Annotated in this window: 20 protein-coding genes and 1 pseudogene; 6 read left to right on the plus strand and 15 right to left on the minus strand. The window is 45.6% G+C overall.

Annotated elements, in window-relative coordinates:
* Positions 1 to 39: 39 nt before the first annotated feature.
* Complete coding sequence (locus H7F15_RS01545) at positions 40 to 2673, minus strand: multicopper oxidase domain-containing protein (RefSeq protein ID WP_255481028.1); 2634 nt, start codon at positions 2671 to 2673, stop codon at positions 40 to 42.
* Positions 2674 to 2962: 289 nt separating this feature from the next.
* Between H7F15_RS01545 and H7F15_RS01550 the strand changes: the two genes are divergently transcribed.
* The gene (locus H7F15_RS01550) at positions 2963 to 3247 is read left to right on the plus strand and encodes a hypothetical protein (RefSeq protein WP_185195183.1); all 285 of its coding nucleotides are present in this window, start codon (positions 2963 to 2965) and stop codon (positions 3245 to 3247) included.
* An 8-nt stretch (positions 3248 to 3255) separates the two neighbouring features.
* Here the strand turns inward: H7F15_RS01550 and H7F15_RS01555 are convergent, their stop codons facing one another.
* From H7F15_RS01555 to H7F15_RS01575, 5 genes are all read right to left on the minus strand, one after another.
* Complete coding sequence (locus H7F15_RS01555; RefSeq protein WP_185195184.1) at positions 3256 to 4269, minus strand: efflux RND transporter periplasmic adaptor subunit; 1014 nt, start codon at positions 4267 to 4269, stop codon at positions 3256 to 3258.
* A gap of 113 nt (positions 4270 to 4382) precedes the next feature.
* Positions 4383 to 5585, minus strand: coding sequence for an efflux RND transporter periplasmic adaptor subunit (locus H7F15_RS01560; RefSeq protein ID WP_185195185.1), 1203 nt, complete (start codon positions 5583 to 5585; stop codon positions 4383 to 4385).
* Between the two features lie 69 nt (positions 5586 to 5654).
* Complete coding sequence (locus tag H7F15_RS01565) at positions 5655 to 7574, minus strand: efflux RND transporter permease subunit (protein WP_185195186.1); 1920 nt, start codon at positions 7572 to 7574, stop codon at positions 5655 to 5657.
* Between the two features lie 2 nt (positions 7575 to 7576).
* Positions 7577 to 8854, minus strand: coding sequence for an efflux RND transporter permease subunit (locus H7F15_RS01570; protein WP_185195187.1), 1278 nt, complete (start codon positions 8852 to 8854; stop codon positions 7577 to 7579).
* 149 nt (positions 8855 to 9003) lie between these two features.
* Positions 9004 to 9243 (minus strand): copper chaperone, encoded by a 240-nt coding sequence (locus H7F15_RS01575; RefSeq protein ID WP_185195188.1) that lies wholly within the window; start codon positions 9241 to 9243, stop codon positions 9004 to 9006.
* Positions 9244 to 9457: 214 nt separating this feature from the next.
* On the opposite strand from H7F15_RS01575, the pseudogene H7F15_RS19400 reads away from it, so the two are divergent.
* Positions 9458 to 10263 (plus strand): annotated as a pseudogene (locus H7F15_RS19400) (IS5 family transposase); the annotation flags it as partial.
* Between the two features lie 174 nt (positions 10264 to 10437).
* Here the strand turns inward: H7F15_RS19400 and H7F15_RS01590 are convergent.
* The 5 genes from H7F15_RS01590 to H7F15_RS01610 all read right to left on the minus strand — a co-directional run bounded on the left by H7F15_RS01590 (position 10438) and on the right by H7F15_RS01610 (position 14020).
* Positions 10438 to 11247: a PepSY domain-containing protein gene (locus H7F15_RS01590; protein ID WP_185195190.1), complete on the minus strand. Its 810-nt coding sequence runs from the start codon at positions 11245 to 11247 to the stop codon at positions 10438 to 10440.
* 92 nt (positions 11248 to 11339) lie between these two features.
* Complete coding sequence (locus H7F15_RS01595) at positions 11340 to 11789, minus strand: DUF305 domain-containing protein (RefSeq protein WP_185195191.1); 450 nt, start codon at positions 11787 to 11789, stop codon at positions 11340 to 11342.
* Positions 11790 to 11959: 170 nt separating this feature from the next.
* Positions 11960 to 12592, minus strand: coding sequence for a DUF2911 domain-containing protein (locus tag H7F15_RS01600; RefSeq protein WP_185195192.1), 633 nt, complete (start codon positions 12590 to 12592; stop codon positions 11960 to 11962).
* 185 nt (positions 12593 to 12777) lie between these two features.
* Positions 12778 to 13449: a DUF305 domain-containing protein gene (locus H7F15_RS01605; RefSeq protein WP_185195193.1), complete on the minus strand. Its 672-nt coding sequence runs from the start codon at positions 13447 to 13449 to the stop codon at positions 12778 to 12780.
* Positions 13450 to 13693: 244 nt separating this feature from the next.
* Positions 13694 to 14020, minus strand: a complete 327-nt coding sequence (locus H7F15_RS01610; RefSeq protein ID WP_185195194.1) for a four-helix bundle copper-binding protein — start codon at positions 14018 to 14020, stop codon at positions 13694 to 13696.
* Positions 14021 to 14273: 253 nt separating this feature from the next.
* Here H7F15_RS01610 and H7F15_RS01615 point away from each other — a divergent pair, with 253 nt between their 5' ends.
* On the plus strand, positions 14274 to 16379 hold the full coding sequence (locus H7F15_RS01615) for a copper-translocating P-type ATPase (protein ID WP_185195195.1): 2106 nt from the start codon (positions 14274 to 14276) through the stop codon (positions 16377 to 16379).
* Between the two features lie 92 nt (positions 16380 to 16471).
* On the plus strand, positions 16472 to 17167 hold the full coding sequence (locus H7F15_RS01620; protein ID WP_185195196.1) for a DUF305 domain-containing protein: 696 nt from the start codon (positions 16472 to 16474) through the stop codon (positions 17165 to 17167).
* Positions 17168 to 17325: 158 nt separating this feature from the next.
* Here the strand turns inward: H7F15_RS01620 and H7F15_RS01625 are convergent, their stop codons facing one another.
* The 4 genes from H7F15_RS01625 to H7F15_RS01640 all read right to left on the minus strand — a co-directional run bounded on the left by H7F15_RS01625 (position 17326) and on the right by H7F15_RS01640 (position 20430).
* On the minus strand, positions 17326 to 18066 hold the full coding sequence (locus H7F15_RS01625) for an SOS response-associated peptidase (protein ID WP_255481029.1): 741 nt from the start codon (positions 18064 to 18066) through the stop codon (positions 17326 to 17328).
* Positions 18067 to 18367: 301 nt separating this feature from the next.
* Positions 18368 to 19096, minus strand: a complete 729-nt coding sequence (locus H7F15_RS01630) for a hypothetical protein (protein WP_185195197.1) — start codon at positions 19094 to 19096, stop codon at positions 18368 to 18370.
* A complete protein-coding gene (locus H7F15_RS01635) occupies positions 18999 to 19823 on the minus strand; it encodes a helix-turn-helix domain-containing protein (RefSeq protein WP_185195198.1) in 825 nt (274 codons plus the stop codon). Before H7F15_RS01635 ends, H7F15_RS01630 begins: the two co-directional genes overlap by 98 nt.
* 232 nt (positions 19824 to 20055) lie before the next feature.
* The gene (locus H7F15_RS01640) at positions 20056 to 20430 is read right to left on the minus strand and encodes a helix-turn-helix domain-containing protein (protein ID WP_185195199.1); all 375 of its coding nucleotides are present in this window, start codon (positions 20428 to 20430) and stop codon (positions 20056 to 20058) included.
* A gap of 149 nt (positions 20431 to 20579) precedes the next feature.
* Here H7F15_RS01640 and H7F15_RS01645 point away from each other — a divergent pair, with 149 nt between their 5' ends.
* Both H7F15_RS01645 and H7F15_RS01650 read left to right on the plus strand, forming a co-directional pair.
* Positions 20580 to 20960, plus strand: coding sequence for a nuclear transport factor 2 family protein (locus H7F15_RS01645; protein ID WP_185195200.1), 381 nt, complete (start codon positions 20580 to 20582; stop codon positions 20958 to 20960).
* A gap of 232 nt (positions 20961 to 21192) precedes the next feature.
* Positions 21193 to 24543, plus strand: a complete 3351-nt coding sequence (locus H7F15_RS01650) for an endonuclease (RefSeq protein WP_185195201.1) — start codon at positions 21193 to 21195, stop codon at positions 24541 to 24543.
* Positions 24544 to 24635 lie beyond the last annotated feature (92 nt).

The raw sequence follows: 24635 nt of genomic DNA on the forward strand, positions 1-24635 counted from the left end.
CCAGACTATATGCAGTATCAATAATTATACTTACCTGCTTTAATACACCAAGGTAAGACCGGCACCATACTTCATGTCGCTGTCGTAATGCGTAGATAGAGATACATACTTGGTAACCACATATCGCAGGCCGGCCATATATTCTTTATCGGTGTTGCCCATCAGGTTTAAGCGCAGGCGGCTGGTCAGTGGTACATCTTCGCGCCGCAACTGGAAACGCAGTTTACCTTTAGTGTCAATCCTCGCTTCTGATACGATCAGCATCGGCAACGTATACTGCACACCGGCCACTGCCACCTTCCGATTGTCCTGGTTGCTTAACTGTCCAAACATGTTTTCCTCTGGCTCATTCTCTATACTATTATAATGATAGTCAAAACCTATGAAAGGGAAGAGCCACTGCATTTTACCGAAATAACGACCAAAGTAGGTCTCGCTTTCAATTCCGTACTCTTTCTTAAATCCGATCCGCCACTCAGTAGAAAGCTGGTAGCGGGAGTTAGCAAGTATAAACTCTCCGTCGCTGCCGTTGCTTTCCAACCCTACCATCCCCGAGGGCAAAAACATTTTTTCCTCCATGTTCAATCTTTTCCAGGCCAGCTTCGGGTCCGGAAGTTCTGGGTTTGGCGGGGAATTCTGGTAGGTGAATACCCGACCCATACCCGCCATCATATGGTAGAGAATATGGCAATGGAAAAACCAGTCGCCGCTCTCGGAGGCTGCAAACTCCAGGGTATCGGTCTCCATCGGTAAAATATCGACTACGTTTTTCATAGGCGCATATTCGCCATGCTTGTTCAGCACCCGGAAATCGTGTCCGTGCAGGTGCATGGGGTGGCGCATCATGGAATTGTTGAACATGATCACTTTTACATTCTCCCCTTTTTTGATTAATATCTTATCTGATTCTGATACCGTCTTGTTATCCAGGGTCCAGACGTAGCGATTCATGTTGCCGGTTAGCTCAAAACGCAGCACTTTTTCCGGCCCGGGTTTAAGGGTTGTTTTCTCAGTTGCACGCAGCATGCCATAGTTCAGGGTTACCATCTCGCCATCGCTGCTACCGGCCGTTTTCATGCTGTGCATGTCATGCCCCTGCATGGTATGGCCCTGGTGTGAGGTGGTATCAGCTTTCTGCTTTATGTGCATACTTGTATCAGTAGCTGGTTTAGCCGCATCTCCTCTGTGTATGCTATGATCCTGTGCTGAGGCTTCCGGGTACATCACGCTGTTCATGTCCATCTGCTGGTTGCTCATGACCATGTCCATCGGCTCCATGTCCCCGTTCATTTTCATCATGTCGTTCATCATCTTCATGCCTTCAAAGTATTTCAGCTTGCCCAGACGCTTTGCGGGCATTTTCATGCCCCTGCCCAGCCACAGCGAGGTAGCATTTGTACGGTCTTCGGCAGTTGCCAGAAATTCGTATTGCATGTTCTCGGGTATGGTCACCAGCAGGTCGTAGGTCTCGGCAGGCGCGATGATCAGGCGGTCTACTTCTACGGGCTCTACATCGTTTCCGTCGTTACCAACCACAGTAATTTTGCTCCCGGAGTAGGTTAGCCAGAAGTAGGTAGAGGCCCCGCCATTTACCACCCGAAGCTTTACGACATCCCCGGCTGTAAAATGTGTCTGCTCGGCAACGTCCTGCCCGTTAGTCAGGAACTTCTCATACGCCACGTCGCTCACATCCATGGCTGTCATCCGCTTCCACTCATTTTTAAGCTTGGTACCGAAGTGCCCTTTCCGGATAGCCTCCGCATAGCCCTGTGTTGCCTCTTTCTGTATGGCAAACCAATCGTTGGCGCTACGCAGCGAACGGTAAACTTCCTTCGGGTTCATATCGGTCCAGTCGCTGAGAACTATAGGTATAGCCGGCATATCGGGCTCATTTACTTTATTAAAGATCAAGGCGCCGTACATACCGCTTTGCTCCTGGAACCCGCTATGGCTATGATACCAGTAGGTGCCGTTCTGGATGATCGGGAATTTGTAGAGGTAAGTAGAATGCGGCTTGATCGGTTTTTGGGTAAGCCACGGAACGCCATCAAATCGGTTGGGCAAGAACACCCCGTGCCAGTGTATAGAGGTTTCCACATCCATCTCATTGTGCACATAGATCTCAGCTGTATCGCCCTGGGTAAAGGTTAAGGCAGGCGCCGGAATGCTACCGTTTATAGCCACCGCTCTCCTGGTTCTTCCGGTAAAGTTTACAAGCGTATCCCTTACATAGAGGTCGTAACGAACGGTGCGGGGTTTATAGGTCTGCCCCGGGCTCTCGGGTTTATGCCCTGCTTTATGTACAGGCTTTTCTTTTTCTTCCGGATTTTGTACAGGTGTGACTGGTTTTTGCTGCGGCGGTTGAGCATGTTTATGTGCAGGCTGTGGTTTTTTCTGCTGCACAGTTTTTTTAGAAGGTGTCGCAGGCTTAGCTTTTACAGCTTTCTTTGGCGGAGCCTGTTGTTGTTTTTTAGCCGGAGCTTTGGGTTTCTGCTTTACCAGCGTCATGCCGCACTTTGGGCATTTACCGGGCTTAGTGCTTTGCACTTCCGGGTGCATGGGGCAAGTATAGATCTCGGTCTGTTGCTGCTGGGTTGGCTTATGCTGTTCGTGCTGTGCGAAAGTGAATTGCCCTATTCCGAGCAATAACACTAATATCAAAAGTTTATACATTTTAAGCTGGTACAAAATAAAAACGTTCCTAGTTTGCCTGTTACTCGCAATGCTAAACGGGTCTTTGAACAAGCTAAGCGAGTGCGGCCACAGTTATAATTCTGTTTTACACAAAACAGCTTAATAGGTTGGATGAATTAATTTTTATGCCTGTGGAAGATGACATTGTGCTTTCGGACAGGATGTAAAATGTAAAATGTAAAATTTAAGATCAAAGGAGCTTTAAAGAAGCACTTCAGGTCAAGGCTTCCGTATCCTTATAGATGTAGGAATACAGGAGTACAGCGTGATGGAAGACAGAACAAATCAACAGCAGTTTGCCCAGTCCGCTTCAGCACTTGGTGCAGGTATACTTGGCTTTGGCCTTGGAGCTAAATGGGGAAGTATAGCAAGTGATTATGCTTTAGTTATTATTCTGGTAGGTGCCGTGCTGCATGTTAGTGGGATGTACTTAACGCAGATGAGAAACACATCCAATACAACAAGTAAAGCTGCTAAAATGCTTTGGTTTTCAGCATGGGTGTGCTTTGTGGTATTAGTTGGCCTTTTAGTATACTTACTAATTAAATCCTAATATTTATATCACATGCCCAGCATGGTATGGGTAGCCCCCTTATCGATGATGTTTTTGCTGTTTAATAAGTATGCTCCCGAGGTCACAACCACCTCCCCTTCCTTCAATCCTTTGAGCACTTGCACCCTGTCTTTGTTTTCTATCCCTGTCTTTACCAGTCGCATCTCGAACTGATCGGTTGATGTCTCCACCCAAACAGCAGTATCTTCCGAAAACAGCAGCGCAGATTTAGGAACCGTAAGCGTCTTTACTTTTGCACCGCTCAGACTCACGTATGCCATCATGCCGGGCCTGAGTGTTCCTGCTGGATTAAGTACTTTGTAGCGCATTAGGTATACCTGGCTGTTCTTCTCAAGAGCAGGGCTCCGAAATGCAGGTATACCTTTGAACATTTGTCCAGGGTAGCCCTCGAATTCGATCTCAACAGGCACCCCGGCCTTCAGGTAGTCCAACTCATTTGAATATACTTGCGCTTCTACCCAAACGTTCGACAGATTGGCTATTCCCATCAGTGGGGTACCTTCTGCCACGTACTCCCCTTCTCTTACCTTCAGGTTCGTGATAAAGCCTGAGGCTGGGCTGTAGAAGGTAACTTTTGGATCGACCCTGCGGGTAGTTGCTAGGGATATGATCTGGTTTTCCGTAAGCCCCCATAACTGTAGCCTTTTTTTAGCTCTGCCTAGCAGTTGTACCATCGTCTGATCTGTGCTTTCCGCAGTTTGAACCAGCTCCAGCGCATTCAGGTATTCGTTTTCGGCAATCAGTAGCTCTTCGCTGTATAGGGCATACAATGCTTCTCCTTTAAGGATCTTTTCCCCGGAATTGCGAACGAACAATTTGTCTAGCCTACCACTTACCCTGGCACTTACCTCCTCTGTTTGGTTTTCAGCTATTACCACTGTACCAAGTATAGCCTGCTGATCTCCCATCCAGGTAGCCCTGGCAGTATCTGTTTCAATATTTGCCAGCAATTTCATCCGCCCGGTCAGGTGTATGGCGTTGTGTTCTTGCGGCGTTTCCATTGTATGGCCAACGTGCCCAGAACTTTTCTTGTCCGATTTACAGGCTGAAGTTATAACCAGAAGCATAACTATTGTAGTTATAGTAAGAACATACGTATGTAGACTGAGCTTTTTCATTCCTTTAGAGCTGCCGCATTAATCATACTTTCACTGTCGGCGAGCAGGCCGGCATCAGAAGCAATTTCCTGCCCTTCTTTTAAACCACTTATGACCTCAGTGGCATTTGCAGTAATGCTTCCGGTTTTCACTTCTATGGCCTCGAATATTTTTTTCCCCTGAGGTGTTTTGCCTGTTAGCAGCCATACTACTTTTTTTCGACCCAGATCCAGGAGCGCAGTGTTCGGAACCGTTAATACCTCTTTGCTGCCGCTTGCAATCATAGCTCGAACCAGGGCGTTTTCCTTGAAGTGCAAATCCTTGTTGGGCAGGTATACCCGTACTGTCACAAATTTCTGCCCTGGCTCAAACACCGGCTCTATCAGATCGATCTTTCCTGTAGTATACCTGGCAGGCTCTCGCTCGCTGTATACTTTAACAGGTGCGCCTGCTCGCAGCTGAGACTGGTGCCGGGCATCTACTGAAAGTAGAGCCCATACTTCACGGTAATCGTTCACTTCAAAAAGCGTTTGTCCCGCTTTTACATAATTCCCTTTCCGAAGCACACCTGGTCTGCTTCCTTCAGCACTTTGAGCTGTATTTAAGCTTGCAGTTTCTTCCCCCATACTGCCCATGCCATTACCCTGATTCGTACCCTGCATCCTTGCTGCTGGTTTTGCCGTAGCATCAGAAAATAAAACAAATCCCTCTGCAGGGCTTTCGATTTCAACTTTCGATTTTGGTATTTTACTAGTTTCTATTTCCCTGACCTGCTTGTTTGATAAACCGAGCAGGCGCAACCTTTGTCTGGCCTGTTCTAGCAGTGCTGCATCTTCAGGGTACTGGCGCAAGTAGCGCAATTCCTGCTGCATAGTGTTCAGCGTAGGGCTGTAAAGCTCCATAATCGGCTGGCCTTTCCTAACGTAGGCGTAATTATACTTTACATGCAGGTCTTCAATGCGACCTTCGAAGCGAGCAGCTACCTTCACATTTCTTCGCTCGTCGCTGCGAATGTAGCCTGTACCACTGAATTCAGATTCTCCAGTTACCGCACCCACTTTTACTGTTTTCTGGTCTGAGATTACATACTTATTTGTTGATTGGGCAATCGTTGCCAGGTAAGCTTCTTCTTCTGTTTTGCCTGAGTGTTCATGGTGGCTGCTATGCTCTTCATTTTTTTTGCCTGAGCAAGCTGATAGCGCAATAAGCAAGACTGCCAAAAGAAAGTATAATGGGTACTTATACTTTAAAGCTCTTCTTTTCCGGTATGGAGGTTGTCTATACATCTGCTATTCCTTTACATCCAACACTCTGATGGTGCCATACTTTCTAAGGTGCCATTCGTGCACTAACTGATAAACGACAGGTAGCACAATCAGAACAAACAGTGTAGCGGAGATTAGCCCGAATACAAAAGGGATCGTGATTGGCCGCATTACGTCGCTACCTGTTCCAGTTGCTAGTAGTACTGGCAAGAGCCCAAGGGTATCTGCCATAACCGTCATTAAAATAGGCCTTACGCGTAGAGCGGCACCACTGAAAACAGAATGGCTGATGTCGGTACTATTGATAGTTTTACTGCTATTCCCCTTTCTGATAGTAAGCCTGCGGAGTTCTTCATTCATGTAAAGTATAATCAGTACCCCCGTTTCGATGGCTACTCCAAAGAGTGCAATAAAACCGACCGCTACAGCCACCGAAAAATTCACGTTGAACAGGTATAGGGAGTATACACCACCAATCAGGGCAACCGGCAGGCTGGTAAGTATAATCAGTGATTCCCGGACTGAGTTAAAGGTGAAGTAAAGTATAAAGGCAATGATAACAAGCGTAATTGGGATGATGATGGATAACCGCTTCTGCGCCCTGACCTGATTTTCATACTGCCCACTCCACTCTATGTAGTACCCTTCGGGCAGTTTTTCGAAGCGTTCGCTTATTCGTTGCCGGGCCTCCTGCACTACACTTCCCATGTCCCGGCCCCTAATGTTGAAGAGCACCGTACCGCGCAGCATGGCATTTTCTGAACTGATCATGGGCGGACCTTCCTGCACCAGAATGTCTGCCACAGCAGATAGCGGAATCACACCATACTTGTTTGTTTGGATAGGTATCCTTTTGATCTCCGACAGATCATCCCGGTAATCCTGTGCAAGCCGCAGGTTTACATTAAACCGCTGTCTGCCCTCTATGGTAGTGGTAAGCGGCATACCACCAATGGCAGTTTCGATTACCATGTTCACGTCATCAATGCTGAGGCCATACCTGCCCACTTCCTTCCGGTTGATCTTAATGTCTAAATACTTTCCGCCTGTAAGCTGCTCTACATATAAATCCTGCATACCTTCCACGCCTTGTAAAGCTTTCTCAATCTCCAGCGATAGCGAGTAAATGCTATCCAGGTTCTGACCATATACTTTGATACCCACATCAAGTCGGATGCCGGTAGACAACATGTTGATGCGGTTGATGATAGGTTGTGTCCAACCTGATATGACACCCGGTATCTGCACTTTCTCGTTCAGCTCCTGCACCAGTTTTTCTTTGGTCATGCCACTGCGCCACTCGGATCTTGGTTTCAGGATAATGATAGTTTCGATCATACTCATTGGCGCGTTATCTGTAGCCGTATAAGCTCGGCCTGCTTTCCCCAGCACATTTTCGACCTCAGGTACTGATTTAATGATCCTGTCCTGCACCTGCAGGATGCGCTTAGCTTCTGTGTTGGAAATATCAGGCATGGTAACGGGCATGAACAAGAGCGATCCTTCGTCCAGCGGCGGCATAAACTCGGTACCCATATTGAGTACCAACGGAATGCTGCCCAGCACAATAAGCAGCGCGATAGCTATCACCGTTTTCTTCCATTTCAGGCACCAGCGGATAATGGGGCTATATACCTTGATGAAAAATGCAGACACCTTATTGCGACTCTCCGGCACTAACCTGCCTTTCATAAACGTGCGCAGCAACATTGGCACGATCAGGATGGCTACGATTGCGGAGCCTATCATGGTAAAGGTTTTGGTCAGCACCAGCGGCGAAAACAGTTTCTGTTCCTGCCCGGTAAGCAGCAGGATGGGCATCAGGGAGATCAGCGTGATTAGGATGGAAAAGAAAACAGCCCGGCCTACCCTTCTGGAAGAGCGTTCGAGTACCTCCACTCTTTTTTCTTCTGAAAATTCCTTTGTGTTGCCTATTCTCTCCATCTTTACTCTTCCGAACTTTGAAGCATTTCATTGGTCAGCGATTTGTAGGCATTTTCCGACATTACAATGCCGGCATCCACGAGGTCGCCAATAGCCAAGGCTATACCACCTAGGGACATAATGTTCAGGCTGATGTCGAAGAAGTGGATGAGCATGAAGCCAATTAGGATAGACAAGGGAATGGTGATAAGCGCTACCGCAGCACTCCGCAGGTGAAACATAAACAACGTAACTACCAGCGCCACTACCAGTATCTCTTCCCATAATGCCTCTTTGAGCGTCGCAATGGCAGCCTCTATCAGATCGCTACGGTCGTAGGCTACTTTGAATTTTACCCCGGGCGGCAGGCCTTTTTCAATTTCGGCAATTCTTGTCTTCACGCGGTCAATCACGACTTTGGCATTTTCCCCGTACCGGCTGATCACGATACCGCCAACTACTTCACCTTCTCCGTTCAGGTCTGTAATGCCGAACCGTAAATCTCCTGTTACCTGCACCGACGCTACATCATTTATCGTAACCGGAACAGATTTATAGTTTCCTATAGCAATGTCCTTAATGTCGTTTATATCGGTGATGTATCCGAGCCCCCGCACCAGGTAACCACTAGCATTTATCTCGTAAATACTGCCGCCTACATCGCGGTTGTTGCTGGCAATGGCATCCGTTACTTCCATCAACGGAATACCATAGTAAACCAGTTTGTTGGGATCGATATTAACCTGGTAGCGTTTCTGGAAACCTCCAAAAGAGGCTACTTCGCTTACACCTTCGGTATTCTGCAGCGCAAATTTGATATACCAGTCCTGCAGGGCACGGAGTTCTCCCAGGTTATAACCTGGGGCTTCCAGTGTATACCAGTATACATGACCAAGCCCGGTGCCATCGGGCCCGAGCGTAGGAGAAATGCCTGGGGGTAAAAAGCGTTGCGCGTAATTCAGCCGTTCCAGCACCCGGGTTCGGGCCCAGTAAATGTCCTCCTCATCTTGAAATACCACAAAAATAAAGCTCATCCCGAACATGGATGCTGCCCGTATGGACTTGACACTTGGAATACCCTGTAGGTTTGAGACAAGCGGATAAGTTACCTGGTCTTCAATGATACGGGGGTTCCTTCCCATCCATTCTGTGTAAACGATCACTTGGTTTTCAGACAGATCCGGAATGGCATCAACAGGGGTTTGCTGTGCAGAATAGATACCACCTACCAGAATAAATAGAATACCCAGCCAGACAAAAAACCTGTTATGCATGGACCAGGAAATGACTCGTTCGATCATGCTGTATAAGCTATAAGCACAGTATTATAGTTTTATACGCAGCACAACTTTTAATAAGTATAAGTATTATATAAATAACACCATAAATCAATTCACATCTCATCAAAAAAAGATGGTGGTCACAAGACTAGCAGTTCCTACCAGCAGTTTTATAAGCCATCCCCGCCAATGCCTATAGCTCGGATGATTTCAGCCATAAATCCTGCTTGCTTCACCACGTTTTCGATCTGCTGGGGATCAAGATCATTGCCAGAAACACTTAACAACTTATCCTGACTTTCTGTGTCAATGTGCCAGCGGCTTATACTTTCTTCTTTATCCAGGAAAGGTGCTACCTTGGACAAGGCTTCCTCATTCTCTACGTTGGTTTTAAACTTGATTATTTCCATAGCAATACGTGTGTTTTTACTTAAAATGAACGTGGCCTATGATAACTGGTTGAGTAATAGACATGGTTTATGGGCTATACACTTTCATTGTACGAGTTGAACTAAACCTGCTAGGGTGTGTCTGAAAAATGGAATTTAGTTAATTCTGCTCTGGTTGTTTCTAGTGGAGGGAGTAGAGAAAGTGAGCCACGGCAGGTACGAGTTAAGTGAGCGGCAATGGGAACTGGTAAGAGAAGAATTGCCACAGCCAGTTGTCAGAGCGGATGGTAAGGGCAGGCCCAGCAGATCCGACAAGGAAATTCTAAACGGGATTTTCTGGATCTTATGTTCGGGCAGCCCCTGGCGGGATTTGCCAGAGAAGTACGGCCCCTGGCAGACAGTGTATGACCGCTTCAGAAAGTATCAACAGCAGGGTGTTTACGAACGGATCCTTCAGAAACTAAGGTTACGCCTGCAACAGGACGGATACCTGGATTTGAGTACCTGGTTTGTAGATGCCACCATCAACAAGGCGCATAAGTCAGCCGCTGGGGCTAAAAAAAAGAAGCAGCAGACCAGGCCTTAGGCAGAAGCAGAGGAGGGTTCTCCACAAAGGTTCACCTGCTGTGCTGTGGCAAAGGTTTTCCCTTGCAGGTGCGGCTAACGGCCGGGCAGGCTGGGGAAGCCGGGCAATGTGTCAGGTTACTGGAACTGGAAGAGAAAAAGCCGAAGGTCTTAGTGGCTGACAAGGGCTATGACAGCCAGCTGATCAGAAAAGCACTGCGTGAGCGCCTGATAAGGGCGCAAATACCGGAGAGAAGCCTTCCGAAAGGAAACAGACGCCGCAGAAAAGGAAGGCCACCTGTGGTAGACAAAATACTCTACAGCCAGCGAAACATTATTGAACGGCTCTTTGGCAGACTCAAGGAAATGAGAAGGTTTGCTTGCAGGTTCGATAAACTGGCTGCTACTTACATGGCTTTTATTCAGCTGGCCTTTATGAGAATATGTCTAAAACCTTATTTTTCAGACACACCCTAGGATGATATTTCTGTAAACTCCTCTACCTTACAGTATACTCTGGTTTATACTTTTAAAAACATTAAAACATTGATTATACTCAAGCAAAAAGCCGCTCTTCATACTAAAGAGCGGCTTTTTGCTTACAAGATTTAATTTTAATGTTTAGGTACTAAAGTATAAGGGGTGCAAGTTCTAGCTAACTTGATGCATTCTCTTTTTTACTTTTTTTACGGAAGGTGAAGAAACGTAATAAAGTACAAAGCCGGAGAGAACAGTAAATAGTCCGAATATAGAAAATGCTCTTAACAGGATATTTCCGAAGTTATCCCTTCCTTCATAATCCATTGTGTGTAGCATCCATAAAAAATCGAACACGCGCCATTGGTTATGCCGGATAGCCTGAAAAGTACCTAACTCCGCAGAAACATACACTGTGCAATTATCGGGTTTGCTAAAGGTAACTGCATACGCTGGCAAAGGTTTTTCGCGGTACTCGTGGTGTGCGCCTACTTCTGTTAAATACTCTACCTTCTCTACTTTTACGGGATCTGCCATCTGGTTTTTGGCTACAGTTACAGCCTCCACTTCAGACAGGGCAGGTATAAATTTTCCGGTTTCGGCATTGGCCAGCTGCACTTTTATATTGGTTGGCTGAGCAGGCATATGCGTTCCTGCCTTGTGTGCTGAGTGGTCCATTTCTCCTGAAAAATACCGGACCTGGTAAGCAGGTGTACCTGCAATCTCAATTAACTGAACAGAATGTACAGAATCGACTTTAGAGCTGGTTTTAAGGGCATCCATCACCACCCTGGGAGATACCAATTTCAGATCGGTGGGAAAATAGCGCTTTTCTTTACGCAGGTGGTCGCCATGTACTTTGTCGATGTCGTTCCAACTGAAGTATAGGCCACCAAGGGTCCAGAACAGGAATTGCACACCAAGAATAATACCCAGGTAGCGGTGAGATTTGCGGATATAGTAGTTATTGCTCTTTAGCTTCATTCAGCTAATATAACAATAAATTAATATGATATAGTTAGGTCTTAGTCAGGCTTTGGTGTTGGTAAAAAGGAAAATGAGTACACCACTAAGTTCTATTCCATTCGCTTCAGAATTGCCTTCATTTCTGCTATTTCCTTTTCCTGCGATTCTATTATTTGCTCTGTTAGCTTTTTTACTTCAGGGTCTTTTATGCTTGCTTCTTGGCTTACCAATATGGCTGAGGAGTGATGTGGGATCATGGATTTTAAAAACTGTTCATCATCCACTAACGCCTGTTTCCTTAGCATGAATAATGTGCCGGCAAACACAACTATACTTACAACTACAATTATAATGTTGAGTTGTTTGTTCTTATACATCCCTGACATAAAACCTAACATAACCAGTGCCATAGGTGATACCATCAACAAAGCCATGTACAGCCTGTTCAGGTTCAGGTATACATGATCAAACTTATCGGCATTCAGGTACATTACCCCGTACATAATTACAAACGATACGCCGAGCATTAAAAGAAACTTCTTATAATTTCCTTTTTCCATTTTTTGACTGTTAAAGTATAACCGTACACTTACTTGACTTCTTCAGGTAAGCAATATTGCTTTTGTTCATTATACCGATACAACTATACTCAGGTTCTGTAATAAATCTAAAAGCCACTCTGGCAACAGTCAGAGTGGCTTTTAAATAAAAATATTTTGATGAGTAATACCTATACAGCAACCGGTACTGTAACTTTCAACTTGTCCCAGCTTATGTTAATGGCGCCTTTACCGTCAGCTTCTGCTGCGATCTCGTAACGAAGGCGCTCCTGTGGCTGAGCTGTTATTTCAGGCTTTATGGTAATGCGCAACACATCTTCCTTTTCTGAGTAATCGTCTGCCAGGTGCTGCTCCCAATTCTTGTTAATGATAATGTTCCACTCGTCTTTACCCGGTATGGTAAACAAGGCATACTTACCGGCAGGCAACTGCTTCCCTCCTATGGTGATGTCTTTGTCTATAGTTAGGCTGGTAGCCGAATGTGCGCCCGTTACCCATACCTGATCGTAAGCCACCAAGCCACCCCAGATGTTACGTCCGCGCACGGCTGGTGAATGGTAGTTGATCGTCAGATGTGCATCATCTATCATACCATGTGCTTCCGCTTTCAGGCTGCCTTTCAACGTATCCGGCTCTGCCTGTTCCTGTATCACCACGGCACCTTCGCTTACTTTTGGAGTATGGTTGGCATGCTCTGTTGCCTGGGCTGCAGGTATTTCCTGCTCCGGCGCCTGCTGGTTGCAAAAAGATAGGGTGCCGCAAAGTACAAGGGCTAAAAAGCTGTTAGAAATTCTGGAGTTCATGGTATTAGGGCGTAGTATGGATGTAAAGCTGGTTCTAGCAAAGTAACCAGTACGTGCTGTTTTTTTTAACTAAAGTTTAAAACTACAAATTTTATACTCCTGAAGAAACGGCTCTTACATAAAAAGCCCGGCTACTGGAAATGTCAGCCGGGCTTGTAAATCGTAAGTAAATTAAGATAAGACTACTACATTTTATGATGCTTGGCAGGGATACCATGTTCATTTAAGAATGCTGCCAGTTCCATTATTTCCTGTGATTGCTCTTCAATAATCAGTCTGGCTTCTTCTAATGCCATTGCATCATCTCCCCACTTCAACTCAGTTTCTGACATGGCTATCGCACCCTGGTGGTGGCATATCATTAACTGGGCAAAATCAACATCCGGATCAGGCGTATCTTTTACGGAACGCATGCAGTGCATCATAGCCATCATATCTTCCCGCATTTCCATCATAAACATCTTGCATTCTTCTTTCGATAGCGGCTCTGCACCGGGGTGCGAAGCAAGAAAAGCCTCCAGCCGTTCTTTGCTTTCCAGGTTACCAGCCTTTGTCTTTTCTGCCAGTTCCAGTGCTTCCGGTTCGTGCCCATACTTCAGCTCAATATCAGCCATCTTCACACCCATTTCGTGGTGCATGATCATCATGTGGGCAAAATCAATATCCGGGTCGCAGGTCATTTCCATCTGGTTCATCATCTTCATCATGGAGTTGATCACCTGCTGCATTTCCTTATCAAATGCTTTGTCATTTTCCCGGTAGGCTCCTTTTGCCGCTTGTTCTGAAGTAGCAGTTAATGGATTGACAACATCTTGATCTTTTTCGCAGCTGCTGAACACAAAGACGGCAACTAGCATAAGCGCAAAGATCTTGAAACTGTTAAATTTTGTTTTCATAAGTAATAGAATATGTGGTAAAAAAATTTTGATCTAGTAATCACTTATTAAGTCTCTTTAACTTGGAGAAACGTATGCCTTTGCCCTGTATCGGACTGTCGCTAAACAAAACACCCTGACCATTCTATAAAGCATAAAAAAATCAGGGTGATTTTATTAGTAATTATTAAGTTAGCATGTATTGGCTACTAAATTTATATTAGTACTACGCCTGCTGACAAGCTTGCTCGCAGCGGCGGCATGCTTCGGCGCACATCTGGCAATGTTCCATATGCGAATGTTTCTCACACTCTGCACCGCACTCGCGGCACACTCTGGCGCAAAGATCCAGAACTTCCCTTTGCATAGTAGAGTCGCGGGATACATAGTCCAGTGCCATCTTACAGATCGCAGCACAATCCAAATCGAGGCGAATGCAGCGCTCCATCATCTTCACATCATCTTCTTGTAAACAGGAAACGACACAATAGTTACAAGCGGCTGCACATTCGGCCAGCACTGAGATAAGTTGCTTATTCATAGTTACGTTCATGGTTTTATCGTTTAAGTGTAATATTCTAAAAGTATACCCATACCCGTAACTGTCGGTTACAAAAGATTAAAATTGAAAGCAATTATACTTACAGGCACAGCTTAATAGTGCTAATCGTTGGGAGTTGATGGAGCGCAACACATGCATAAATAGATAAGGATCCACCAGCAAAGTATATTAGAAACTGAACATCCTCATCAGGAGTATAAAAACAGGCAAAGGCCGCTCTTTTATTATGAACAAATAAAAAAACATGGACCACAACCATCAGCACCACGGGCATAATATAAAACAACAAGCAAGGCAGCAGAAAGACCAGGTAACGGAAAGGCTGGAAGAAAAAACGCTGCACGGCCATGAGCAAGCCATGCACCAGGATACCTCTGGCCATCCACCGCACGGGGCGCACGGCCACGACCATCACCGCATGATGATCGAGGACTTTAAAAAGCGCTTTTGGATCTCGCTCGCGCTGTCTGTACCTGTGATCATCCTGAGCCCGATGGTGCAGCACATTTTGGGCTTTACACTGAATGTACCCTTTGGCATGTACATCGCTTTTGTACTCTCCTCTATCATCTATTTTTACGGTGGCTGGCCTTTTTTAACAGGTCTGGCCGAAGAGGTGAAGAAAGGTGTGCCAGGTATGATGACGCTAATCGGTGTGGCTATCACAGTGGCGTACCTCTACAGTACGGCCATCGTGTTTGGGCTGAAAGGGATGGACTTTTTCTGGGAGCTGGCAACGCTTATAGTTATCATGTTGCTGGGCCACTGGATCGAAATGAGGTCTGTATTGGGGGCATCCAAAGCGCTGGAGCTGCTGGTAAGTATGATGCCTGCTGAAGCCATGCTTATACGGGATGGCGAACCCATAAAAGTACGTATCGAGGACCTGCAGAAAGGAGACCTGATACTGGTAAAGCCCGGCGAGAAAGTACCTGCAGATGGTAAAGTGGAGGATGGCGAAAGTTACCTCAACGAAAGTATGCTGACCGGAGAGAGCAAGCCGGTAAAAAAGAACAAGGACGACAAAGTAATCGGCGGCTCCATCAACGGAAACGGGGCATTGCGGGTGCGGGTGGAGTATACCGGCAAAGAGAGCTACCTCAACAAGGTGATTAAGCTGGTGCAGGAAGCACAAAAGACTAAGTCGGAAACACAGCGCTTGGCAGACCGCGCTGCAAAGTGGCTGACCTATATTGCCTTATTTGCCGGCTTTGGTACGTTTGCCATCTGGCTTATATTGGGGCAAGACCTGGCTTTTGCACTGGAGCGTATGGTAACGGTTATGGTTATTTCCTGTCCGCATGCGCTGGGTCTGGCCGTGCCGCTGGTGGTGGCTATTTCCACAGCTGTTTCTGCCAATAACGGGCTACTTATTCGCAACCGCACTGCCTTTGAGAACTCCCGCCTTATCACCACCATCATCTTCGACAAGACCGGTACCCTTACGCAGGGCTCCCATGAGATTGCCTCTGTGGTAACATTTGATAATGCGATAACTGAGCGTGAAATGCTGCGCCTGGCATCAGGTGTGGAGCAGAATTCGGAGCATTTTATTTCCCAAAGTATACTTCGCAGGGCAAAGGAACAAAGTATAACCGTGCCACCTTCCACGTCTTTTAACTACCTGCCAGGCAAAGGCTTGGAAGGCCTAGTAGAAGGTAGAGATGTAAAAGTGGTAGGTCCAAACTATATAAAAGAGTACAACATTGCCGTACCAGCCAGCCAGGCCGAAGAAGGTGTGGAAACAGTAGTTTACACGATAGTAGACGGAACACCTGTCGGTTACATTGCTATGCGCGACCAAATTCGCCCAGAATCTGCAGAAGCCATACGGGTGTTAAAAGAAAACGGAATCAAAAACCTGCTGCTGACCGGTGATAACGAGCGTGTAGCCAAAAGCGTGAGCGACAAACTGCAGATGGACGGTTACCTGGCTAATGTACTACCGCACCAGAAACAGGAAAAGGTAAGAGAGCTGCAAGCAAAAGGTGAATTCGTAGCAATGACCGGCGACGGCGTGAACGATGCCCCTGCCCTGGCGCAGGCCGACGTAGGCATAGCCGTAGGCTCCGGTACCGATGTAGCCGCCGAAACCGCCGACATCATACTGGTAAACAGCAACCCAGCGGATATTGCTTCGCTTATACTTTTCGGGAAAGCAACCTACCGCAAGATGATACAGAACCTGATTTGGGCCACCGGCTATAACGTCATCGCGTTACCACTGGCAGCAGGCGTGCTCTACAACCAGGGCATTATGGTGTCTCCGGCAGTTGGTGCAGCCCTTATGAGTTTAAGTACTGTAATTGTAGCCATAAATGCCCAACTGCTGCGAAGGCAAATAAAGTAAGCTAGCAGCAACAAGGTATCCCTCTCTTATACAACTACCTGAATAACAAGGCGTAAAACTGATCTTATAGACACATAAATAAACTTAAGACTATGAAAAATTTAGGAAAGCAGATCCAAATATTGGCCCTATGTGCAGTAACAGTGCTATTCGTTACAGCTTGTGGTGGGCAAGAAAGTAAAACAGAAGAAACCACTACAACCACTACAGAAGAGACAACAATTGAAACTGCTTCAGACACTACTATGGATACCGCAATGGCGGGCGGTGGCATGATGGCGCACATGCACCAGAACATGGAAGAAATGCAAGGTATGAAAGCTAATATGACCGGCGATCCCGATTATGATTTTGCCCTGATGATGACACACCACCATCAAGGGGCTATCAGAATGGCAGATGAAGAAATAGCAAACGGCACAGATGCTAAAATGAAGGAGATGGCTCAGAAAACAAAGACATCTAACCAGGCTGATATACAAAAACTACAGGCATTTACCAGCAAGCACACGCCTGCTAAAGGCGACACTACCACTACCATGCGTATGATGCACCCCATGAACCGTATGATGCAGCAGATGCATCAGCAGGATATGAGCAACATGAATACTGACCAGAACTTTGCCACTATGATGATTCACCACCATCAGATGGGTAATGAAATGTCGAAAGAGTTTCTGAAGATTGGAAAGACACAGGAAATGAAACAAATGGCGCAAAAAACCATAGACCAGCAGACAAAAGAGATCAAAGAACTGGAAGCCTGGCAGCAACAGAATAAAGAATAGATTTTAAAATCGCACCTTAGACTTTTATGGAAATCCAACATAACAACCGCTTGTTTAATCAAGTAAGCGGTTGTTATATTTTAAAGAGCTACATAAAACTAACTACATTCTTGTTTAAATCTTACCTTCAAATTTACTTGTAACAATATGTTACACGCTTAAAACAGACTACCTTGTTCTGGTGCCGGAATTAAAATGGCAGGTGTATTATTTGTTACGGAATTTACTAACGGTGATACCGCATAGGCCTTCATTTCAGCTGCTGGAAAAGGCTGCAATAAGTCTAGTAACAACTTGTTACTAGAGTTTTTATCCAGCCAAGATTCTTCATTTTCCGGAGCTAAAATTACCGGCATCCGGTCGTGCGTCGGCTTTACCAGTTCGTTGGCCTGTGTCGTAATGATCGTAAAAGTGTTCAATACCTCACCTGTTTTCGTATCCGCCCATTCATCCCATAATCCGGCAAATGAAAACAGTTCTTCGCTTTTAAGCAGGAACCGGTAAGGTGCTTTACCGGCTGTTGATGTACGCCATTCATAAAAGCCATCAGCCGGAACCAGGCAGCGCTTACTACTTATCAGTTCACGGAAACTGGGTTTGTCCAGCAACGTTTCGGCGCGCGCATTGATTGGTTTGATTTTAGAGTTTCCGTCTTTGGACCAATGGGGTAGTAAGCCCCAGGAAAAATGCTGAACCTGATCCGGCTTATCGCTTGTAACAACTGGTAACGGCTGAGAAGGTGCGGCATTATAGTGCGCTTCTAACTTATACTTCTCCAGTAGCCGGGCTACCCGCGAGGCTTTGTTATTTTTATCTTTTACCGTAATTGCTACGGAATATCTACCGCACATAAAATTACCCTTTTCTGTAGTAATTAATACATAACCTGGACTACACATTTATAGCTGTAACAATTAGTTACCGTCAATATCCAGTGTGCTATTTACCGAATAAAATCTATAGTTTGAAAAGCTAAACAAATAGCTATAGTTACCTAAGCTATAGATAATAAGCACGATGCTGTTACAAAAAGTTATGTGCTTATCAAGCGGCTTGCACAACTTAAATTTATTGTAAAGTTTCATCTCAATAGGTACATACTTTAACCTTATATAGTATAAGGTAAATATAACATTTGAGCTTGTAACAGGCATTATGTAAAATACCTATTGAGAAATTTCTTGCCTGATGCTATGATTTCTAATGCCTTAGATCTGGGGCATCCTTTGGGAATTGAATAACATTACACATTTCTCTAAGTCTAGACCTAGAAATATTCTTATAATATTCTGTCAGTTCTTCCACATTTAGGTTAGTCGTGAAATGGCTTTTAGCACCTGTCTTTTTAAAAAATAGATGACGTATATAAATTAGTTCTTGGCCAACAATAATCTTTCTGCCAAAGTGAGTAATTGGAGGATCTACCCCTAAGTCATCAAATAAACAATCAATTGGTTTACCTGATTGTGAAAAAATAGGTCCAAATCGGTATGGGCTAAGTGCTTTTTCGCCCTTTTCACTACAGTTCATCATTATATCATAAACATATTCCTCCTTGATGCCAGACTTTATAAACTTCTTGAGCATCAATATGATCTCAGTTTTTCCACAACCAACAGGTCCCATCAATAAAAGCCCTTTTTGGGGGTTTATATTTAGCTTTTGCATGGCTTCTATATCTTTTGCAGCATAGGCGGCAATCTTTTCCAATATATCGCGATGCCAGTTGAATTGAATAAGCTTATCTCTTATCTCTTTTGGCCAATCAACACACTGCATGGTCTGTATGAAGTAAGCTAGAATTGTTCCTGTAGACCACTGAGGAGCAATGCTATAACTTGCCGCTGTATTCTTTACTTCTGTCGGTACCGTGGTAGCTAGAGAAGCCCATCCATCTGTTATCTCTCTTATTGATCGTGCTGTGTTCATTTGTGTTAGTATTTGAATATTGGAAATTGCTATTTGTTTTATTTAACCAGTTTCTAACTGCTGCCTGCCAATCTAGAATAGGGCCGGCTTTCATTTGCCAGCCTAAAGCGGAATAATAATCTACAAATGACCGGGCCTCTTTGCCTTCTTTCTTGCTAAGCCATGGCAGCTTCAGGGTTTGCATATAATTCTCTACTTGTTCCTGATTAGGCCACTTTGCTTCAAAATGACTTGAAGAAAATTTTTCAGAATTTTTTCTGGCTTGAGAATACCCTTCTCTATCATCCTTATTTTTAATATTCTTTTTATATATAAGGAGTGAAGCCGTATTCTCTGGTCCATTTTGTCCCGAGGTAGAACCATTAGTGTCCATAGGTATAGACAATTCTGGGGTATCCTCACACAAAAAAATGCTTCTTTTATTTCCTTCTTCTTGATTGATTTCAACCCGGATATAACCGAGTTTGGCAAGGGAGGTGATGCTTCTGGAAATGGTTTTAGGATCTACACCAAACTTTTTGGCAAAGTGTGCATTGGTAGCCCAGCATTTTTTATGCTTTTTAGCAAGACCTATTATTTCAGAGAAAATGATCTTAGCAGTTGAGCTCAGGCGCTTATCGTAACGCACTTCAGCAGTCAGGATAGTTTTGATACCTTGCCTTGCAGCAGGTTGCTTTGAGCATCCTGTGTTTGCTGTGTCCAGTGAATAGGGGAGTTTCTCTGCCATCTCTATTTCTTTTTAGATTTAGAAGATGACTTTGGTTGGCTAGAAGATGTATAGCCGGTTTGGTGGTAGAAAGCTTCTAAGGCAGCAATGTCTTCTTCTAAAAAGTTCGATTGCTGCGCTAGTTGGTCTACCTAAAGAGAAGCCTGATTCAGAAATGAGTCAGGCTTTTTTGTTTTACAGTTCGGTATCAGGTTGTTGCTATAGTTGGCTTCTTTGGCAAACTATAGGCTCGTTACTTTTCCTGTTTTGTTGACCCGTAAATCGACTTTCGATATTCCGTTCCCCAGTTTGCAATTTCATTTATAATCGGTTCAAGCGTTCTGCCATACTCGGTTATCTGATATTCCACGGTAATTGGTTTGGTGTTCAGCACTGTGCGCGACACCAGGTGGTTCATCTCCAGATCCTGCAGTTCTTTTGAGAGCATCTTTGCGCCAATTCCTTCTACCTCCCGGATTAGGTCCATGAAGCGCATTTTATCGCTTTGCAGCAGGGTGCCTATAATATGAAACTTCCACTTACCGGATAGTATTTCCATTGTGTCTCTGATGGCAGTGATTCGGGAATTGCAAGTTGCCGTAGTATTAAGGTAGGCCTGTTTCTTCATCTTTCAGATTGCTTATTAATGCTTTTAGCGAAGATACAGAATAACCTGCAGTTTCCTAAAGGAAACCGGTTTCAAAAGGGAAACGCATACCATTTGTAAACTTAAAGGGGCGTAGGTTTGCATCAGTATTAACCAATAAAGAAATCGAAATGAAAAATTCAGCAAGATCAGTTGTAGAGAAAATGTTCGCTGCTTTTAGCGAAGGGGATGTAGATAAATTTGTTGCTACCGTTTCCGAGGATACGGTCTGGATCTACCACGGCACTCAGGTTATCCCAAAAGGTATTTACGAAGGGAAGGAAGGTGCACGTGCCTTTATCAGTGGCATTCTTAACAACACAGACATTATTAGTTTTGAGCCTCAGCAGTTTATAGTTGAAGATAACAAGGTCGTTGTTTTAGGCCAGGAACACCAGCGGGTTAAAAGCTCAGGAAAAGAACTGAAGCAGAAGTGGGTGCAGGTATATACCGTAGAAAATGACCTTATTACCAGAATGGAAGAGTTTGCTACATCTGAAGTGGTAAGCTAACAGGAGATTCGCAACATAGATGCTCCCGCTAGCTATAAAAGAAAGCCTGGTCCGTTTACGGGCCAGGCTTCTTTAGTTTCCTATACGTCTGTAAATCAAGGCCGACAATAGTTGCATACAAACGAATATACTTTATTTAATACACAAACTTTACCTTTTCTTAATATAGCTATACGGTGATAAATTTTCTTTAATAAAGTACCTTTGTGGCATCAACCCTTAGTTACATTACATGAAAAGATTTTTACTCGCTCTCAGTATTTTACTGTCGGCCACGCTGCAACTGGCAGCACAAACAGCTCCGCCCGCCAATCTTTCTGGCGAAGAGCTTAAGACCTGGCTCCGCACCAACTGGTACGATGGCAAACGGATAGTACTTGATTACAGTACCGCCCGTGGTAAAATGTACAACTACATAGATAACTATAACAACAAGGTTACCTGTGTGTACTCAGGCTATCAGGAGAGCAAAGCCTACAGCGAAACAGGTACATCAACTGCTATCGGCAGCATTAACTGCGAGCACACAGTACCGCAATCATGGTTTAACGAGGCAGTGCGTATGCGTTCAGATATACATCACCTGTTCCCAACTTACGACACCTGGAACAGCGACCGTGGCAGCGACCCGTTTGGCGAGATACCAGATAACCAGACCACAAAATGGGTACGTGGCAGCAGCTCACAAACTGCTATCCCGACCTCGAACATAGATGAGTACAGCGAAGATGGTCCGGGCAAATATGAGCCGCGTGAAGATCATAAAGGTAACCTAGCCCGTGCTGTGTTCTACTTCTATACCATGCACGCTACCCAAAGCTTCGATTCCGGTAAAAACGTGATTACAGCTGTAGCAGACCTTAACACCCTGTACCAGTGGCACCTGCAAGACCCTGTTGATGCCCGCGAGCGAGAGCGTAATGACAGAGTAGAAAAGGCACAAGGTAACCGTAACCCTTACATCGACTATCCTGAACTGGTAGCAAAAGCCTGGGGTCTTGCTCCGGTAAACTGCTCGCCGGCTACCCAGATCAGCAGCCTTACAGTAACAGACAAAACCACTTCATCTGTAAAACTTACCTGGTCTAACGGCTCCGGCGACAGAAGACTTGTGGTGGTGCGCGAAGGCGCTGCTGTTGCTTTTGCACCAACAGGTACTTATAGTGGTGTGAACGCTGATTTCAGTGCAGCTACAGACCAGGGCAATGGCCAGCGCATCGTTTATTACAACAGCGGAAACACGGTAACTATAACCGGCCTGAAAGCCAACACTACCTACTATGTACAGGCGTTCGAGGCTTGTTCATCAGACAATACTTACAATATCACTGCTGCCCCAACTATAACTGCTACCACCCCGGATTATGCCTGCACAGGCGTACCAACGGCCGTTACGGCACTTTCTTCAGCAGATGTTGCGCAAGGCGGCTTTACCCTGAACTGGACCAATGGTTCCGGCGATGGAAGAATTGTAGTGATCCGCAAAGATGTAGCCCCTTCGTTTGTGCCACAGGCTGGTACAGTATACAACGGTGCTTCGGCAAACTATAGCTCGGCAGCTACTTTAACCGATGGCAGCAAACTGATCTACAGCGGCGCAGGCAGCAGCGTAACCGTAACTGGTCTGCAGGCAGGTAGCTTATACTTTGTACAGGTATTTGAAAGCTGCTCTAACGGCAACCAATACGAAACGGCAGCAGCACCGGCACTGGCAGTAACCACATCAGCAGCCAATAACCCGCCAACCGGCAACGGTAACGTAGTTGCCATGCAGGACTTCAATGCTACAGCGACCGATGGCTGGGCAGTAATTTCCGGTTTCGAGAAGGTTTCTAACATAAATACAGGGTATCCGGATAAGCAGCGTCTGAGAAGCGGTTCAAGCTTACAGGTATCTGCCACTCCGGAGCCACATGTGCTGGAACTGAGCGAAGTAACTATAGCCGGCAGACAGGACGTGTACCTGGAACTATACAACTCAGCGGTAGCCACTACATCAGGTAACGGTGTAGAAAACTCTGACCTGTTTGAGGTGTATGTAGCCCTGGATGGCGCCAACTATAGCACTACCCCGGACGTAAGAATGACAGGTACTACCACATCCAACAACATACAGTATGGCATGAACGGTACGGCAACTATAACGACTGCTGCCGGCACGCCTGTTGAAAGAATATTCTCCGAAAATGGCGCTCTTCCTTTGGATAAAGCACCATCTATTCTGCGTGTAACGATCCCGAATGGTACTACTTCAGTAAAAGTAAAGCTGCTTGTAAAAGCGAACAGCGATAAAGAGATCTGGAACGTGGAAGACGTAGCCCTTTACGCAGCTGCTTCCGGCCCAACGGATTGCGATGAGTTTGCTTTGGAAGGCCATGCCGGTGAGGACGTAACATTATATGCAGGTCAATCAGCAACTATAGGTGCAGCGGCTGAAGATGGCTATACCTACAACTGGTCTCCGGCGATAGGTCTGTCTGATGCAACTATAGCTAACCCATCGGTATCGCATACTACACCTGGTACTTATGTGTACACCGTAACAGCAACCAAAGATGGCTGCTCTTCTACTGACGAAATTACTGTAACGGTACAGGCGCTCGCAGCACCAGTAGTTGCTGATGTTACCATCTGCTCTGGCCAGACTGCTGCTTTAGAGGTGTCTAATCCGGATGCTGCCATGGTGTATAAGTGGTACGATGCTGAAACGGCAGGTACTTTACTGGGTACAGGTGCTACTCATAATACTATACAGCTTACAACAACTACCTCTTTCTATGTAGAGGCAGTAAACACACAAGGCATAGCAAGCACGCGCACAAAAGTAACTGTTACAGTGCTGGCAGGTGCTCCGGCAGCTGCAACTATAGCTGGCCCAACCGCAGCCTGCGCCGGCGAAACTATAACTTACACCGCAACTGCTGCAGAAGGCGTAACCAACTATACCTGGACTGTTCCAGCTAACTGGACGATCGTATCAGGGGCGGGAACAGCAACTATAACTGTAACAACGGCAGGTAACTCTGGCGATGTAACGGTTAAAGTAGCAAGTACCTGCGGCGAAAGCGAAGCAACTACCTATGCCGTAACTGTAAATGCAGTGCCGGCTAAACCGGTTATCTCGCAAAACGGCAACCAGCTTACAGCTAGCGTAACCGGCAACACTTATGAGTGGAAGAAAGACGGCGTAGCGATAGCGGATGCTACCACCCAAACTATAACTATAGCTGAGGCCGGTAACTATACAGTTCGTGTAATTGGTGCAGGCGGTTGTGCTTCTGTAGTATCGGATGCATTTGTAGCAACCCTGCAGCCAACTGCTATTGAAGACGAGCTGGCCATGGGCGTTAAAATTTCGCCTAACCCAACTGCCGACAAGTTCAGCATCTCTACAGAAGAACCGTTACAGCAGGCAACTATAGTTGTAACCAACATGCTGGGCAATGTAGTGTACCGCACAGCAGTACCAATGCTTGCAAGCGAGCTGGAAGTTAACCTGAGCCATTTGCCATCTGGTTTATACCTGGTGCAGGTGCAGGCTAAAAAGCTGCGTGTAGTGCGCAAAATACTGTTAACAAAATAACGGTATAAATTTATACTTAACTGAGGCCCTGCAGCTAACCTGCAGGGCCTTTTTGCGTTTATATGCTTTAGTTCGTCAGGCAAACAATACAT

It is taken from the genome of Pontibacter sp. Tf4 (assembly GCF_014212495.1).
Classification (GTDB): Bacteria; Bacteroidota; Bacteroidia; order Cytophagales; family Hymenobacteraceae; genus Pontibacter.

Bases quoted from the DNA above. Each gene is read 5' to 3' on its own strand.
- H7F15_RS01545 (WP_255481028.1), bottom strand. From the start codon at position 2,673: ATGTATAAACTTTTGATATTAGTGTTATTGCTCGGAATAGGGCAATTC.
- H7F15_RS01550 (WP_185195183.1), top strand. From the start codon at position 2,963: ATGGAAGACAGAACAAATCAACAGCAGTTTGCCCAGTCCGCTTCAGCA.
- H7F15_RS01555 (WP_185195184.1), bottom strand. From the start codon at position 4,269: ATGGAAACGCCGCAAGAACACAACGCCATACACCTGACCGGGCGGATG.
- H7F15_RS01565 (WP_185195186.1), bottom strand. From the start codon at position 7,574: ATGGAGAGAATAGGCAACACAAAGGAATTTTCAGAAGAAAAAAGAGTG.
- H7F15_RS01570 (WP_185195187.1), bottom strand. From the start codon at position 8,854: ATGATCGAACGAGTCATTTCCTGGTCCATGCATAACAGGTTTTTTGTC.
- H7F15_RS01575 (WP_185195188.1), bottom strand. From the start codon at position 9,243: ATGGAAATAATCAAGTTTAAAACCAACGTAGAGAATGAGGAAGCCTTG.
- H7F15_RS01590 (WP_185195190.1), bottom strand. From the start codon at position 11,247: ATGAAGCTAAAGAGCAATAACTACTATATCCGCAAATCTCACCGCTAC.
- H7F15_RS01595 (WP_185195191.1), bottom strand. From the start codon at position 11,789: ATGGAAAAAGGAAATTATAAGAAGTTTCTTTTAATGCTCGGCGTATCG.
- H7F15_RS01600 (WP_185195192.1), bottom strand. From the start codon at position 12,592: ATGAACTCCAGAATTTCTAACAGCTTTTTAGCCCTTGTACTTTGCGGC.
- H7F15_RS01605 (WP_185195193.1), bottom strand. From the start codon at position 13,449: ATGCTAGTTGCCGTCTTTGTGTTCAGCAGCTGCGAAAAAGATCAAGAT.
- H7F15_RS01610 (WP_185195194.1), bottom strand. From the start codon at position 14,020: ATGAACGTAACTATGAATAAGCAACTTATCTCAGTGCTGGCCGAATGT.
- H7F15_RS01615 (WP_185195195.1), top strand. From the start codon at position 14,274: ATGGACCACAACCATCAGCACCACGGGCATAATATAAAACAACAAGCA.
- H7F15_RS01620 (WP_185195196.1), top strand. From the start codon at position 16,472: ATGAAAAATTTAGGAAAGCAGATCCAAATATTGGCCCTATGTGCAGTA.
- H7F15_RS01625 (WP_255481029.1), bottom strand. From the start codon at position 18,066: ATGTGTAGTCCAGGTTATGTATTAATTACTACAGAAAAGGGTAATTTT.
- H7F15_RS01630 (WP_185195197.1), bottom strand. From the start codon at position 19,096: ATGAACACAGCACGATCAATAAGAGAGATAACAGATGGATGGGCTTCT.
- H7F15_RS01635 (WP_185195198.1), bottom strand. From the start codon at position 19,823: ATGGCAGAGAAACTCCCCTATTCACTGGACACAGCAAACACAGGATGC.
- H7F15_RS01640 (WP_185195199.1), bottom strand. From the start codon at position 20,430: ATGAAGAAACAGGCCTACCTTAATACTACGGCAACTTGCAATTCCCGA.
- H7F15_RS01645 (WP_185195200.1), top strand. From the start codon at position 20,580: ATGAAAAATTCAGCAAGATCAGTTGTAGAGAAAATGTTCGCTGCTTTT.
- H7F15_RS01650 (WP_185195201.1), top strand. From the start codon at position 21,193: ATGAAAAGATTTTTACTCGCTCTCAGTATTTTACTGTCGGCCACGCTG.